Annotated in this window: 9 protein-coding genes; 5 read left to right on the forward strand and 4 right to left on the reverse strand. The window is 65.0% G+C overall.

Annotated features, from left to right (window positions below; translation table 11 throughout):
- Positions 1-11 precede the first annotated feature (11 nt).
- A complete protein-coding gene (locus ACLJEU_RS17685; RefSeq protein ID WP_414660186.1) occupies positions 12-338 on the forward strand; it encodes a hypothetical protein in 327 nt (108 codons plus the stop codon).
- A 38-nt stretch (positions 339-376) separates the two neighbouring features.
- The gene (locus tag ACLJEU_RS17690; protein ID WP_414660185.1) at positions 377-835 is read left to right on the forward strand and encodes a cupin domain-containing protein; all 459 of its coding nucleotides are present in this window, start codon (positions 377-379) and stop codon (positions 833-835) included.
- A gap of 435 nt (positions 836-1,270) precedes the next feature.
- Here ACLJEU_RS17690 and ACLJEU_RS17695 read toward each other — a convergent pair whose 3' ends face one another.
- The 4 genes from ACLJEU_RS17695 to ACLJEU_RS17710 all read right to left on the reverse strand — a co-directional run bounded on the left by ACLJEU_RS17695 (position 1,271) and on the right by ACLJEU_RS17710 (position 9,217).
- Positions 1,271-2,830: a sulfatase family protein gene (locus tag ACLJEU_RS17695; protein ID WP_414660184.1), complete on the reverse strand. Its 1,560-nt coding sequence runs from the start codon at positions 2,828-2,830 to the stop codon at positions 1,271-1,273.
- A 25-nt stretch (positions 2,831-2,855) separates the two neighbouring features.
- Complete coding sequence (locus ACLJEU_RS17700; protein WP_414660183.1) at positions 2,856-6,263, reverse strand: TonB-dependent receptor plug domain-containing protein; 3,408 nt, start codon at positions 6,261-6,263, stop codon at positions 2,856-2,858.
- Positions 6,264-6,441: 178 nt separating this feature from the next.
- On the reverse strand, positions 6,442-7,080 hold the full coding sequence (locus ACLJEU_RS17705; protein WP_414660182.1) for a response regulator: 639 nt from the start codon (positions 7,078-7,080) through the stop codon (positions 6,442-6,444).
- A gap of 22 nt (positions 7,081-7,102) precedes the next feature.
- Positions 7,103-9,217 carry a sensor histidine kinase gene (locus ACLJEU_RS17710; protein WP_414660181.1) on the reverse strand — a complete coding sequence of 705 codons (2,115 nt, stop codon included), beginning with the start codon at positions 9,215-9,217 and terminating at the stop codon, positions 7,103-7,105.
- A 209-nt stretch (positions 9,218-9,426) separates the two neighbouring features.
- Between ACLJEU_RS17710 and ACLJEU_RS17715 the strand changes: the two genes are divergently transcribed.
- The 3 genes from ACLJEU_RS17715 (at position 9,427) to ACLJEU_RS17725 (ending at position 15,017) form a co-directional block, all read left to right on the forward strand.
- Positions 9,427-9,747: a hypothetical protein gene (locus ACLJEU_RS17715; RefSeq protein WP_414660180.1), complete on the forward strand. Its 321-nt coding sequence runs from the start codon at positions 9,427-9,429 to the stop codon at positions 9,745-9,747.
- Between the two features lie 70 nt (positions 9,748-9,817).
- Entirely contained in the window at positions 9,818-11,293 is a 1,476-nt protein-coding gene (locus ACLJEU_RS17720) for a sulfatase family protein (protein WP_414660179.1), read from the forward strand.
- Between the two features lie 964 nt (positions 11,294-12,257).
- Positions 12,258-15,017 carry a TonB-dependent receptor plug domain-containing protein gene (locus ACLJEU_RS17725; protein WP_414660178.1) on the forward strand — a complete coding sequence of 920 codons (2,760 nt, stop codon included), beginning with the start codon at positions 12,258-12,260 and terminating at the stop codon, positions 15,015-15,017.
- Positions 15,018-15,226: the final 209 nt, after the last annotated feature.

Raw genomic sequence — 15,226 nt, forward strand, 5'->3', positions numbered from 1 at the left:
CTCCTTCTTCCATGCCGCTGCCACTCACCGCCAGCCAATGTCAGGAAATTGTTCATACGCTGAACCCACGTGAGGCCCGAGCTCGCGCCCGGCAAAGCGCGTCGCTCGTGGGCTGGCGCCAGCTGGACGAAACCGACCACCATTTTGTTTACCGGGCGCGCGCCAGCTGGCGTTCCTGGGGTGAGCTCGTGACCGTGAAAGTCCACGCCTCCGTGGTCTCGGTGGAGTCGAGGTGCAGCTGGGTCACCCAGGTTTTTGATTGGGGCAAGAACTCCCTGAATTGCGCAGCCTTTGCCCGTACGTTTGCGAGTCGCGACTCTGCCCTTCAGGTCAAATAGCGCCGGCGCCCGTTCACCCACCCACCCACCCGGAATCCATGAAACCCATCCAAGGCTATTCACTCATCACGCCCGACGATCTCCACTGGCGTCCTTCTCATCTCATGAAAATCCCGAACGCGGATTTTCTCGAGCGCACCGGGAGTGAAAACCTCGGCGCGAGGCTCTGGCGGTTACCGCCCCAAAGCGCCAACACGCTGCACAAGCACATCCGCGCCGAGGAGTTTTACTTTGTGTTGGAAGGCGTCGGCCGGATGCGCGTCGGCGAAACAACGTTAACCGTGCCGCGCTACGGCGGCGTCCTCGTCGGCCCCGAACCCCTGCGGCAGGTGTTCAACGATACCGATCGCGAGGTCCTGTGGTTGATCATCGGCGCGCCGGAGGAGCTCGAATTTCTGCAGGGATCAAAATCCCAAATGGACCTGTCCCTCGTCTACCCGACCGATCCCACCCAACTCCCCCGGGAACTGGCCGGATCAGTCTGGCCGCCGGCTTAAGTCACGCGCCCCCCCTTCACCCCACCGGCGCCGTGAGTCTCAGGCCTCATACCAATCGCTCTTTGCTTTTGGACTTTAGCCGTGGCTACGAGCGCCAGCGAGTGGTCGTTCGGCCACTCGCTGGCGCTCGTAGCCACGATCGATCCAGAAGTCCAAAAGCAAGCAGCGATTGGTATCATACCAACGTCCTTTGATCGTTTGACGATAGGCCACTCGCCCGAGGTGTGACTAAGCGCAACGATGCAAAGAAGCAAAGGTCGAGCCGCTAAGGTATATCCTTTGCCCGGACCTTTGGACCTTTGCGTCTTTGCGCTTATCTGGGTCGCGAGCGGATTACCAGGCGACCACGCCCAAAATCCAGCGATTACGGGCTGCTGGGATCAGGCCCGTGTGCCTGACCCGCTCACTCGCACCTCCTGGACGGCGACGCGTCGGTCATGGCGCGCCGTTGCGGTTCCGGCCGGCCACGATGGCAGCGAGCCGCTGCTTCAGCTCGGCCGCCTTGTCCGGAAATTGGGCGATCACGTTCTTCGATTCCGCCGGATCGGTGCGCAGATCAAACAGCTGCGGCGCCGGAATCCGGCTCTCCGCAAACCGGGTGTCGTCCGGATTCGCCCCGCTGCCGATGCCGGACGCCGGACCGCTCGCGGTGGCGGGCACATATTTCCAGTCGCCCGCGCGGAGCGACAGCGTGTTCGCGATGCCGTGCAGCACGGTGTGGTCGCGCAGATTGGCCGCCGTCTCGCCGAGCAACACCCGCGAGAGATCCAGGCTGTCGGTCGCGGCGGAGGAAACCTTCGCGCCAGCGAGCGGCGCGAGCGTCGCGTAAAGATCAACGAGGCTGAACATCTGATCGGTCACGCGCGGACGAATCCGTGCCGGCCAGCGGGCGATCAGCGGCACGCGACAGCCTCCTTCGTACACCAGATATTTCCAGCCGCGCAGGCCGCCAGCGGGACGATGATCCTTTGTGTCCTCGCGCGACCGATCGTGATAGCCGTCGAAGAGCACCGGCCCGTTGTCGCTGGTGAAGATCACGAGCGTGTTGTCCGCCAGCTTGAGCCGGTCGAGCGCCTGCATAATTTCGCCCGTCATCCAGTCCATCTGCGCGATCACATCGCCGCGAATGCCGAGCGACGTCGCGCCGTTGAAACGCGCGGCCACCGTGCGCGGCACGTGCGGCTCAAAGAGTCCCACGTAGAGAAAGAACGGCTGCGCGCGGTTGGCCTCGAGAAACGCGATCGACTTCCGCACGACGGTGTCGGGCAGCTCCTCGTCCTTGAAGCGCGCGGCTTTCCCGCCGCGCATATAGCCGATGCGGCTGATGCCGTTGATGATCGTGCCGCTGTGCTGCCGGTCCGCCCCGACCTTGAGCAGATCCGGACGATCCACGCCGTTGGGCTCGGTGCCGAAATCCTTCTGATAACTCACCGCGATCGGATCGGCGGCCTCGAGTCCCACGACGCGATCATTCTCGATCCACACCGACGGCACGCGATCCACGGTGGCCGGGATGATGTGGCAGTAGTCGAAACCGATCTCCAGCGGGCCCGGCCGGATTCGGCCGTTGAAATCCACCGGCACGCGACCGTTGCCGAGGCCCAGATGCCATTTGCCCACGACGCCCGTGCGGTAGCCCGCCTGCTGGAGCGAACGCGGCAGCGTGGCGCGATCCGGCTCGATGGCGAGCGGCGCGTCGCCATCGAGGATGGCCGTCTTCTTCTCCGGCTGTCGCCAGCCATATTCGCCCGTCAGCAGCGCGTAGCGCGTCGGCGTGCAGGTGGACGACGGCGCGTAGCCCGCCGTGAAACGCACACCGGCCGCGGCAAGGCGATCGACATGCGGCGTCTTTACCCGCGTCGCGCCGTAGCAGCCGAGATCACCATAGCCGAGATCGTCCGCAACGATCACGACGATGTTGGGCCGCGTTTCCGCGGCGACGGCTGAACTCACGGCGGCCACCCACGCGGCCAAGGCAAAACGAAGAAAGGGCATGTTCACAAGCAGTGCCCCGTTCCAATCAGAACGCGAACGAGTTGGCCACGCTCCACGTGCGCTCGGGCGGAATGCGGAACGTTGCCCAGGTTCCGTCGGGGTTCGCGGCGATCGGGATGAGGGTGTCCTTGGCGGTCAGGTTGCGAACATTGACGCCGACATTCCAGGTGATCGGAGCACCGCGCACCTTGAAGCGGTGACGATAGCCGAGGCTGAGGTCGACCTGGGTGTCGCGCGGTCCGTAGAGCGGGTGCGCGATGTCGGGCAGATACTGCGTGTTGGGCGTCGCGCTGAGGTTCGGATAGCCGACGCCAACCCTGTCCTGCCAGCGGAGGGCGCCGCCGACGCTCACGCCGCGGAGCAGGCCGCGCTGGAATTCGTAGCGCGTCACGACGTTCGCGCGCCACTTGCGTACCTCGGCCGTGGATACACCGGACTGGGCGGCGGACGTGCGGATGAAGGTCGTGTGCTCGCCGTCGTATTGGGCGAGGAAGGTCCCGAGCGTGGCGCTTTGCACCGGATTGCGCTGCCCGTTGATGAGCGCGCCGCCGTCCTTCGCCCGCACATTAGCCACCCACTCGTTCGCGAACGCCAGCTCCTGGCGCGCCACGTCGGCCTTAACGGCTTCATTCTCGGTGACACTGAAAGCGACGCGCCAACCCGAGAGCGGATTGACGATCGCCTCGAATTCGGTGCCGGTGGACTTCGTGTCGCTGGTCGAGACCAGGCCCGTGATGGAGTCAGGCACCCACTGCAAACCGGCGCCGGACCCGGTCAGGCGCGGATTGAAATTATACTCGCTGCCGATCCGCAGCCGTTTCGGGATCGTGTCGTAGAGTGCCCGCGCGACCTGCTCGAAGTTCGCGTACGGACTGCCGCCGCTGGCGGTGGTGTAGCCGTAGCCGGACGGAGCGAGGCCGCCGAGGTTGGCCTGAACCATGTTATTGATCGTGGAGCTGATGTAGGCGAAGGCGTTCCGGACCCCGCTCACGGCATCGTTTTGAATGCGGGTGTCGAAGCGGTTCACCTTCAGGAAAAACTTTCCGTTGAAGGTGCTGATCGACACGCCCTGCTCGGTCGTTTCCGCCGCGGGCGAACCGACTTCCTCGTTCCAGATGTTGCGACGCTGACCGCCGGGCGTGAAGTTCCCGGACTCGCTCCAGAAGGCGCGCAGCTCGGTGTCGCCGGGCAACCGCACCGGCAGGCGGCCAACGACGCTCTTGGTCCAGCTGCGTTTGCCCTGCGCGATCGACGGCTGAAACGTCACTGCGGATTCGTCCAGATTGCCGTTGGCCAGCCGCGCTGGCGTGAGCGACGAGGAGCCTTCATCCCGATCCTCACGCCAGCCGACGATGGTCGTGACATAATCCTTCAGCCAGTGGCTTTGCAGGGCGACGGCCGACGAGTTCAGCTCCTCGCGCTGGTCGACGAGCCGGTTCAGGACGCGGATCGGTTTCGCCGATCCGGTGACAAAGGACCGCGTCGTGGAATCGTAGATACGGACGGTGTAGGACTGCCCGTACTGCGGCCGCTCGGCGCTGATGGGCTGGAGGCGAACGTCGGAGACACTGTTGGCAGACAGCATCGAGGGGCCGAGATAGAACCAGCCGTTGACCTGCGCGCCGAAGAGCCCGGGCAGGACGCCGGAGTTGTTGGTGAAGGGATTGAGCGGTCCGCTGGGATCCCACGTGCTGCCGTAGGTGCGGTTGAAACGCTCGATGTTCGTCTTGAACAGCAGGCCCGAGAGCGTGTGCCGGCCGAGCGCGCGGGCCCACCGGGTTTCGCTCTTGGAGAAATCCTGGTTGAAAAACGCCGTCAGCTGGTAGGACTCGCGCGTCGTGCGGTTCATCTGATCGCGAAACACATCCGGAGTGGAGATGAACGGCCGGCCGAAGTTCGGATTGGGCACGCCATTTGGATAAGCCGGCGTGCGGATGCTCAGGACGGAATTCACGTCGACGAAGATGCCCTCGTCATCACCGGAGCCGGGGATCGGGAAATCGCGGCGTCGGGTGAAGGTCTGGTAATTGTAAGCAGCCTCGAAGCCCGCCTTGCCCCCGAGCAAGAGCTGCTCGTAGCGAAAATCGCTCGCGTTGAAAGTCTGGGAGCGATGGTCGAACACGCCCGTGAGCAGATGGTCGTAGAAATTGAAAATCCGCGGGTCGATCAGGTGCGTGCGCAGATAGCCGGGCTTGCCATTGGAACGCGCCGGATCGCCCGTGCCGCGCAGCGCGCCGCCGGGTCCGCCCGCGGCCGCGGCGGGAATGGTGCCCTGGAAACCCTGCAGGTTGGCCAGGGATGCGTCCGCACTCCCCAAGCCAGCGACCCCGGAGCTCGGGTTCGAGTAAATCAGCGCCCACTGGGCATAGAGCGGGAAACCCTGGTACACTCCGGTCTGAGCCACCGTGCCCGTGAGCGGAGCACCGGACGAGGTCTGCAACTGCTGGAGCGCGCCATTCCACTGCCACTTCGGATTGAGCGCGTTGAACCAGTTGCCGACGGTGAACGTCGGAGTGAGCGGATCGGGCGGGACGCCGTCGATGTTCCCGGTCTCCACGTTGGCGCGGAGGGTGCCGCGACCGAGGACGCCCCCGCGCTTCGGCTCGAACACGCGGTACTGCACGGCGCCGTAGAGGCGCCGATCCGTTTCATAGGCGGGCTGCTGGCGGTATTTCTTTTCGTCGTTCAGCAGGTCCAGCCGGATCGCGAGACGGCCCGGGACGAGAACCTTGTTGAAGTGGAGCTCTTCGCGATGCGAACCGTAGGAGCTGAAGCGGGAGACCACGCGGGCGTTGTTCGCGAACGTCGCCTTGCGGAGCGACGAGTCGATGATGCCGCCCGCGTTGCCGACGCCAGCCAGGACGGCGTTCGGTCCGCGGCTCACGGTGATCGTGTCGAAATTGTAGGCGTCGCCCGGCAGGTCGGTCGCAAAAAAGTCCCGGGTGCGGGTGGCCTGCGCGAGGGCGCGCACGCGATTGACGCTCGAGGGATCGTCGCGCACCTCGGCGGAACTTTCACCGGTGACGCCGGAGAAATTGCCGTTCTGCCCACCGACTTCCGTCCCGGCGGTAAAGGTGAGAATATCCTGGAGCTTCGAGACGTTGATGTCCTCGAGAAACTCCTGCGTGTAGACCGAGACGGCGGCGCCGATGTCCTTGAGGTTGGTGTTGAGGCGGGTACCGGCGAGCGTGTTCGTGGCTTGGTAGCCCACATCCTTCGAGGTGGCGACGACGAACGGACTCAACTCGACCGGATCCTCCGGCTTCGGGTCGGTGACCGGCGCAACCGTTTGCGCGAGAGCCCACGGCGCGGCGAGCAAACCGATCGAAAACGCCACGGCGCGAGCCACGGCGGCGGCACGACGGGAACTCGCGGGCACCGCGGAAATGGAAGCAGGGAGTTGGGCAAAATGGCCAAAGGGTAGCCGGGTCATGATGAGTGGGGTTCGAGACACGTGCAGATGAAAGGTGAAAGGTGAAAGGTGAAAGAGCTGCTCAGCTGGCCTGCAGGAACTTTCAACCTTCACCTTTCAACTGCACCGCGGGGCACGAGAGTACCAAATGCGCCGAACCGCCACCACTCCCCCATTGGGGTGAATTCGCGGGACTGAACTACTCCAGGTGCACGATACCCTGGCGCACCGCGCTGATGGCGGCGTCCGTGCGGTCGCGCACCTTGAGCTTCGCGAACAGGGTCTTGAGGTGCGACTTCACCGTCTCCTCCGCAATGCAGAGCTGCGCCCCGATCTCCTTGTTGCTGCGCCCGCGCACCAACGCCTGCAGCACCTCCCGCTCCCGCGCGGTGAGATCCTCACGCTGGGCGCGCGCGGCGAGGCGCTCCGCAATGCGCGGCGGGATCTCGGTGCCGCCGCGATGCACCGCGCGTATCGTGCCCGCGATTTCCTCGGTCGACATGTCTTTTAACAGATACGACTTCGCCCCGGACTGCATCGCGCGGAACACATCCTCATCCGCCTCGTAGGTCGTGAGCACGATCACGCGGACACCAGGATCGCGCGCGACCAGACCGATGATGGCTTCCACTCCACCCATGCCGGGCAAACGCAGATCCATCAGAATGACCGAGGCGATTCCCCGCGCATAAGCCGCGAGCACCTCTTCGCCGGAGCCGAACTGCGCCGTCACCGTCATGTCGGCCTGACTTTCGATCAACGCCGCGAGTCCCATGCGAAACGTCGGATGGTCTTCGACGATCAGGACGGAGATGGGTGCGGCGGACTTCCGTTTCATGGCGTGATCAAGGCCGGAAAGCTTAGGCATCCGCCACCGGGACCGCAACGTCGACCGTCGTGCCGTCACCGTCGCGGCCGCGGAGGTGCAGCTCGCCGTTCATCTGCTCGACGCGCTCCCTGATGCCACGCAGTCCGAAATGTCCGCCCGGACGCGGAGCGTTCGGATCGAAACCACGGCCGTCGTCGCGCACCACCAAACGCACGCGCGCCGGATCAAAGTGCAGTTCCAGTCGAATCTCCCGCGCCTGCGCGTGCTTCAACGCATTCGACACCACCTCCTGCCCGATGCGCAGCAGGTTGTTTTCAATCATCGGGGCGAGGCGACGCGGCCGGCCGTAAGTCTGGGCGTGAATCGCGCAGCCCTGCCCCGCGCTCAGCTGTTCCGCGACGAGGCGCAGCGCGCCGAGCAAATCGTGTTTTTCCAGGATGTGCGACCGCATGTCCCAAATCGACTCCCTCACCTCGGCGATACAGCCGCGGACGATGCCGTGGGCGGTGGACAGATGAGGCAGCACGTCGTCGATGGTGCCCGTCGTCGCGGAGTTCTTCGCCAGTTCCATCTGCATCGAGACGGCGTTCAGCTCCTGCGCAATCGTGTCGTGGAGTTCACGCGCGAGACGATTGCGCTCGGCCAGCATCGCGGCGAACTCCACCTCGGCGAACTTGCGCGCCTCCTCCCGCTGCGCGATCTGCCGGCGCGCCAGAATCGCGACCACGACCAACGCACACAGCACGACGGCCGCGACGGCGATCGCGACCAGCAACGCGCGCCGGCTGTTCAGCCAGGGTGCCGGCTGAATCACCGTCAGGTCGGCCGCGGTGCGCAGCAGGAGTTGCATTTGATCGGCCACCCACAACCCGGACGGACGGGAAAAATCCAACTGGCGCGGCACGCAAATCCCCGTCGCCCGCACCCGACTGCCGGGCTCCCACGCGGCATCGCCCGGCTCGCCGGCGCGGCGCGGCCACAGTGCGCCCACGATCGAGTCGTTCCAGTTCAACGTCAGCACGAGTCCGTCCGCCGTCGACCGCACGTCGTCGAGCCGCGCTTCAATCTGCACGAGGTTGGAATCCTGCCGCGCAATCTCGTCCGCCGCGCGCAGGACGACGGGAAGCGGCGGTGCGCCCGTGGCCACTTTCCGGAAACGCGCGTCGCTCAGGGCCGGGGCGTAGCCGCCGTGATCGGCAAAGCCCACGACTTCGAGTTCGTCGCCCGGCAGCAGCGTGCCCTCCTGGTCCGACGCAACGCGCAGCCCGCGATTTCCGTCCTGCAGCCACACCGTGCGCCCCTCGTGATGCGCCGTCACCACGCCGCGCACGTGGACGCGGTGGCCCGTGAAACCGGACGGGGTGAAACGCAGGATGTCGTCGATCCGCTGCAACGGGCGGGCAAACGGATCCGGCGGTGGCGGCGTGAGCAGGGTGATGAGATCTTGATGCGCGACCTGGACATGGGCGCGCACGAACTGGCGGTTCGCGTTGTGCACGTTGAAGACGACGCCGCGCAGGCGGACCCTGGCGTCGATCAGCGCCTCCGGCTCCGCGCGATCCCGCAGTTGCACGGTCATCCGGTCGTCGCCTTGCGCCAGCGTCAGCGCCCACACCTCCGGTGCGATCGCGCCACCGCGTGCCACCGCCGGTCCCTCCGGCGCCGCAGGTTTGCACGCCCGCACAATCCCCTCGAGTTCGATCCACGCGGCGTCGAAGCCACCGGCATTCAATTCCGCAATCGTCGTCGGTCGCGGTTCCGGCAGCGGCCCCGTCCCCAGCCAGGTGACGCGCTGCGCCCGCACCATCGGCGCGAAGTCCCCCGCCCCCGTCACGCCCTCGACCTCCAACTGGTCCCCGGGCCGGCGGGCGTTGCCCACCGTGTGGTTCAATTCGATGTAGATGCCGTCAGTTTCGTCACGGAGCACCAACGCATCGCGCTGACGCGTCACGAGCAGCAACGTCCCGCGCAACCGCACGGGCCGTTCCGCGGCCGCTGCGTCCGGCGGCAGCATCCGCACCGCGGCCGCGGTCGTGAGCGGCGGCGCCTCGGCCGCCCGCGCGACCCACGCCAACGTCACCATCAACAATGAGAGGCCAAGGGGAAGCGCGTGCCGTCGTGCGTTCACCGTCGGAAGTGATTTCACCCGGCCCGACGAAGCGATGCCAAAAGTGCGGCCGCACGTTGATCGCCCGACGATCATCCAGTTGCTCATGCTCCTGCGGGCGACGATTTGAATCGTGCATCGACAGCTGATTCACGCGCCGCCACGGTGCGTCGTTTCCGCCCCAGCCTTCGTCCCCGCTTCCCGCCATTTCCTCCAACGCCGTCCTCCAAGCCACGACCCTGCTCGCGGTGGTCGCGCATCTCGGCGTCCTCATGCGGCTGTGCCTCGCTGCGGACGGAATGAAGCCGCTGCTGGCGCTCAACGCGATCGTGGCGCTCGCCGTGCTGGTGGGCGCCGGCTTTCGGCTGCGGTACATTTGGGCGGCGAAGGACTGGCCGTACGCAGGCCTGATGGTATTCGAATTGCTGGTACTGGCAGGAGCCTGCTGGGCCCTCCGCCACCAGCGTGCGGCGGAGATCGCATCCTATGTCGCCTTTGGCCTGCACGGCTGCATCAGCGTGGCCGCCGTCATCTTCGCCTTCGGTTTCAAGCTGACGCGGTTGTTCTGATGCGGTTGCAATCGAGTCGACGGCGCCACCGGAAAGGAATGCGCTCTTTGCCGACGCGAAAAAAATTTGGATGAAAACACTCCGACTTCCCCTCGCCTTGATCGTCGCCCTGGCCGGTTGCGTCAGCGCCGGCGCCGCGGCCAATCGACCCAACATCCTCTGGCTCGCCGGTGAGAATCTCGCCCACGACCTCGGCTGCTATGGGGCGCAGAACGTCCGCACGCCCCACCTCGACCGGCTCGCCGCCGAGGGCGTGCGTTACACGCATGTCATCGCCACCAATCCCACGTGCGCGCCCAGCCGCTCCGCGTTCTTCACGGGGATGTATCAGACCAGCACCGACACGCACCCCATGCGCTCGCATCGCAGCGATGCGTACCGTCTGCCCGAGGGCGTGCGGCCGGTCACCCACCGCCTGCGTGATGCGGGGTATTTCACCGCGAACCTCAAGACCCTTGACGGAAAAGAGATTGGCACCGGCAAGCTCGATCTGAACTTCGTCAACGAAGGTCCGATCTATCACGACAATTCCAGCGATTGGTCGACGCTGCCGACGGATCGTCCGTTCTTCGCCGTCGTCAACGCGATGGAATCCGAGTACGACATCTACGATCGCCAGACGTGGAAGCACCCGCACCCGGAATGGGTCGGCGAGCGCGGGCACGAGAAAATCGCCACGCCGCAGAACGTCACCCCGCCGCCGTATTATCCCGATCACCCGGTGGTGCGCGAGGAATGGGCCCGTTACCTGAATTCCGTTTCCGGCATGGACCAACGCTTCGGCGTCGTGCTCGACAAGCTGCGGGCCGAGGGCCGCGAGGATGACACCGTGATCATTTTCTTCGGCGACAACGGGCGGCTCGAACCCCGCGGCATTCACTGGTGTTACGACAGCGGCCTGCGCGTGCCGCTCATCATTCGCTGGCCGAAGAATTTTCCCGCCCCGAGCCGCTACGCTCCGGGCACGGTGAACGACGAAATCGTCAGCCTCCTCGATCTCACCGCCACCACCCTTGCAGCCGCCGGGGAGCCCCGGCCGATGCTGATGCAAAGCCACAGTCTCCTCGGCGAGCGCACCGCGCCGCCGCGCCGCTATGCGTTCGCGGCGCGCGATCGCATCGACGAGACGGAGCAGCGCATCCGCTCCGTGCACGACGCGCGCTATCACTATATCCGCACGCTCAGCACCGGCCCCACCTTCGCCTCCCTCAATCGCTACAAGGAAAAGTGCTTCCCGATTTACCCGCTCATGCGCCAGCTCCTCGCCGAGGGCAAGCTCACCGGCCCGCCCTTGGAACTGATGCAGCGCACCGGCCCCTCAGAGGAGCTCTATGATCTCCGGACCGATCCGCATGAGATCAAGAACCTGATGCTCTCCACGGAACCCGAGCACCGCGCGGCCCACGCCCGGCTCAGCGCCGCCCTGGATACCTGGATGGTTGAAACCGGCGATCGCGGCCACATCCCCGAGCCCCGCGACGTCGTCGCACCGTTCGCCAAGGAGATGCACGACTGGTTCGGCACGCCCGCGTGGGCGAAGCCGTAGGGGTGCGGATTCGGCTCTGAGACGGAACCATTCATTTAGTTGAAAGGTGAAAGGTGAAAGCAAACTGAGTTGAGAGCTGAAGGTTGAGAGTGGAGTGCCAAACCGTCCGGTCTCTTAACGCTCAGCCCTCAACTTTCAGTGGATGTGCTGAATGCACCATGCACCGGTCTGCTTCTGGATCTTTCAACGTTCACCCTTCAACTGCACGCATCCGGCTGATTCCAATCGCTGCTTGCTTTTGGACTTCTGGATCGCTCGTAGCCACGGCTAAAGTCCAAAAGCAAAGAGCGATTGGTATGAGGTCCTTCCCGGTTGCCGTTCGGTGCGGGGTGAACTTCGCCGCCACTGGGGCGCGCGTCGCAGGCGTCGGGGCATTCGTTGCAGGCATCGTGGCGTTCGTTGCAACGGGTCGGCCGAGCCTCATTGCCTCCGCGGCGAACGTCTTCGCGGTCGCGCCGTTCGTCACAACGAAAGTGCCGCCCCTCGCAATGCCCGGGGCGGTCGTCACAAGGCCCGCGTCGGCCGTCGCAGCGCTCGTGTCGACCGTTGCAGCCCCCGTGCCGGCCGTCGCAACGCCTGTGTCGGTCGTCGCAGCGTCCGTGTCGTTCGTTGCAGCGGCTGTGTCGGCCGTCACAAGGCCCAGGTCGGTCGTTGCAGCGGGAGTGTCGGTCGTAACGGCGGCCGTGCCGGTCGTTACCGGGCGAGTGGCGAGTGTCACCGCGCTTGTGCCGGCGGTCTCCGCGGCTCGGGCGCTCACCGCACTGCGCCGTAAGCCTCTCACGGTCACCGGACTGCTTCCGCGCAGGAGCGTCATCGCACAAGGCCCTTCATGGTGACGTCCGCGTTTCCGCCCCGGACTCCATGACGCCGGCAAGGGGCAACGTTGACCCCGACCGTGGATCGCACCGTACTGAAGCTCTGCTGTTCGGTTTTGACCCTCTACCCACGCCAAACCCCGGTTCACATGACCTCCTTGCGCATTCTCGTCGCGTCCGTGTCCGCCATCCTCGCGGCCGGCCATGCCCTCGCCGCCCCAGCCCCGACTCCTCCCGCCGCCGCGGATGAAGTGATCGCGCTTTCTCCGTTCACGGTCTCCGACGCCGACGACAAATCCTGGCAGGCCACGACCACGCTCATCGGCAGCCGCACCAATCAGGAACTGATCAAGGTCCCGGTGAACGTCGATGTGATCACGTCCGAGTTCATGCACGATCTCGCCCTGTTCAGCATGGAGGATGCCGCGGCCTTCGTGGCCGGCGTCGACGTTTCGCCCCGGCTCGAGACCCGCAACGACGACCGCATCAACTACCGCGGCCTCAGCACCGGCGGCATGTCGCGCAATTTCTTCACGTGGTATGTGCCGTCGGACTCCTACAACGTCGAGCGGTACGACTTCGCCAAGGGCTCGAACTCACTGATGTTCGGCGACTCCTCGCCCGGCGGGCAGGCCACGATCTACACCAAGCGCGCGCGCTCGCGCAACGCCACGGAGTTCTTCGCGAGCGTCGGCTCCTACGAGGCCTTCCGCTTCCAGCTGGATGTGAACCGCAAGTTGAACGACAAGCTTTTCGTCCGCGTGAACCTGGTGAACCGGCGCAACAAGACCTACGTCAAGAACACCAACGACGTCTTCCGCGCGGGGCACATCGCCTTCACGTACGAGCCGTTCAAGACCACGACGATCCGCGTCGAGGCAGAGCGCGGGGCCACCCACCGCGTGCGCGCCGACAGCGCGCTCGCCATCAACGACGTCGCCGCCGCCGGCCGCGGCTTCAGCAGCAACAACCAGTGGTACTACACGTCCGACGGCGAGATCCTCAATCGCACCGCCAACAATCCTCCCCTCGCGATCGATCGCAGCGGTCCTTCCGGCAATCAGGTCTCGCTCCTCCAGGGCCAGACGCAGGCGGTGCGCCTGCCCAACGGGACCTACAAGAACTTCACCGGTTTCGATCAATACACGAACGTGCTGGGTTCGGTCGATTACAACAACCGCATCTTCAATGTCGCCAACGCCACGGTGGAACAGCGCATCGGCAAACTCTACCTCGAGTTCGCCTACAACCAGCAATTCCAGCACGAGGACCGAAACGACAATTCTTTCGGCACGAGCCAGACTCCGCCCGTCCTCAGCGTGGACAGCACCGGCCGGCCGTACATCGAGGAGTCGATCGGCGGCGCCGCGTTCAAGATCTTCGGCAACGTGGTGAAGGCCGGCCGCGTCGCCGCGGTGTATCCCTTCGACTTCGGCCGCTTTGGCAAACAGCTCCTCGTCGTCACGGCGCTTCACCAGAAGGATCTGAAGCTCTCGCGCCGCACCGGTCTCACCAACCTCGCCGCTCCCGGCCTGGCGGCGAACAACGGCATCCGCCTGCGGGCCTACCTCGACGATCCGGCCTTCGGCACCACGCAGTTCTTCGATCAATTCCTCATCCCCAACCTGCCGGTCACCCCGACCTTCAAGCCGGGGTTCTATGAGAGCGCGACCATCACGGGGCCGTTCGTCGATATCCGCTACGCGCGCACGCAGACGGCGTCGCTCTCGGGCGATTATCTCAACGGCCGCGTGAACACGCTGCTGGGCGTGAGCTGGAACAGCCTCAAGCGCAAGATCCCGAAGGAGTCGACGTTCGTGACCGACGCGCGCGGCAACTTCATCCATCCCGGCATGCCCGAGGACAATCCCGGCGCCTACGAATACGATCCGCGTTTCGATCTCTCCGCGCAGAGCAAGATGGCGGGTATCACCATCGAGGCGTGGCGGGCCGAGCTGGCGCGCGTGTATGTCATCGGCTCGAACTCCGAGTCGTTCAACTGGCAGTCGCGCCAGGTCTTCTTCGGGCCCGACATCGGGCCGGTCCGGGGCAAAACGAAGGAAGTCGGCCTGCGCTTCGAGCTCTTCCGGCGCAAGCTCACCTATACGGTGTCGGCCTACGACACCAAGCGCGTCAATGCGGCCTACGCCTGGCAGCCCGACGTCCTCAACCTCACGCAACTCGAGGATCTCATCAACCCGAACAATGTCCTGCCCGGCGATGCGAAGTACATCGAGGTCGTGAACGGACTCAACAACGAGCGCCGCACGGTGAACTCCAACGAGCAGTCCCGCGGGATCGAGATGACGCTGCAGAGCCAGCGTTGGCTCGGCCTGCAGTCCCGCATCGGTTTTTCGAAGAACCGCGTCCGCGCCCAGGCTGACTTCTCCCAGTTTCGCGCCTACCTTCAGGCCGCGGAGGAACGCACCACGGCTGCCAACGCGCCCGGCGGCGACCGCACGATGGCGGAGTTGCCCGCCGTCCTCAACAACGCGCGCAACGTGCTCGGTTCGAATACGCTCACCGACGAAGTCGCCGGCCGCCGCAGCGTGCCTTACACCGGCAGCTTCGTGGTCGACTACCAGGTGCCGCGCGTGCGCGGTCTGCGCTTCGGGCTCAACGGCATTTTCACGCCTGACTATAACGTCTATATTTTCGAAGGCACGCCGTACCGCGCGGGCGCCTCCTTCCCGCTGAACGGCTACCTGATCTACGAACGCCGAATTCTGCAGAAGTACCAGTCGAGCTTCCGGCTCGGGGTGAATAATATCTACGACATCATGAACGGCGACAGCCGCTATCGGATTACCAGTGCTACGTCCTTCAACACCACGTTCCGCCGCCCGAACTTCGTCTACCGTTACGCCGAGCCCACGACTTGGAGCTTCAGCGTCACGACGCGCCTCTGAGGCGGGCCGGCATTCCCTCCAACACCTTTTCGGAAAACGGGAGCAGGATGCTCCCGCTACGACCGCTGATCGCAAAGTAGAGGGAGCTTCCAGCTCCCTCTCCGAACCGCTGGAGCAGGATGCTCCCGCTACTCCGCCAGTTCGCGGTACGGTGTGGGAATTCTCCCCTCCGCTTTCCGAAATCGAAATCCGCACCGGCGGAACCTTCC

The organism is Terrisphaera buseokensis, assembly GCF_047521145.2.
Taxonomy (GTDB): domain Bacteria; phylum Verrucomicrobiota; class Verrucomicrobiia; order Opitutales; family Opitutaceae; genus ER46.

Excerpts from the sequence above, each read along its gene's own strand:
- ACLJEU_RS17685 (WP_414660186.1), top strand. The coding sequence starts at position 12 with ATGCCGCTGCCACTCACCGCCAGCCAATGTCAGGAAATTGTTCATACG.
- ACLJEU_RS17690 (WP_414660185.1), top strand. The coding sequence starts at position 377 with ATGAAACCCATCCAAGGCTATTCACTCATCACGCCCGACGATCTCCAC.
- ACLJEU_RS17695 (WP_414660184.1), bottom strand. The coding sequence starts at position 2,830 with ATGCCCTTTCTTCGTTTTGCCTTGGCCGCGTGGGTGGCCGCCGTGAGT.
- ACLJEU_RS17700 (WP_414660183.1), bottom strand. The coding sequence starts at position 6,263 with ATGACCCGGCTACCCTTTGGCCATTTTGCCCAACTCCCTGCTTCCATT.
- ACLJEU_RS17705 (WP_414660182.1), bottom strand. The coding sequence starts at position 7,080 with ATGAAACGGAAGTCCGCCGCACCCATCTCCGTCCTGATCGTCGAAGAC.
- ACLJEU_RS17720 (WP_414660179.1), top strand. The coding sequence starts at position 9,818 with ATGAAAACACTCCGACTTCCCCTCGCCTTGATCGTCGCCCTGGCCGGT.
- ACLJEU_RS17725 (WP_414660178.1), top strand. The coding sequence starts at position 12,258 with ATGACCTCCTTGCGCATTCTCGTCGCGTCCGTGTCCGCCATCCTCGCG.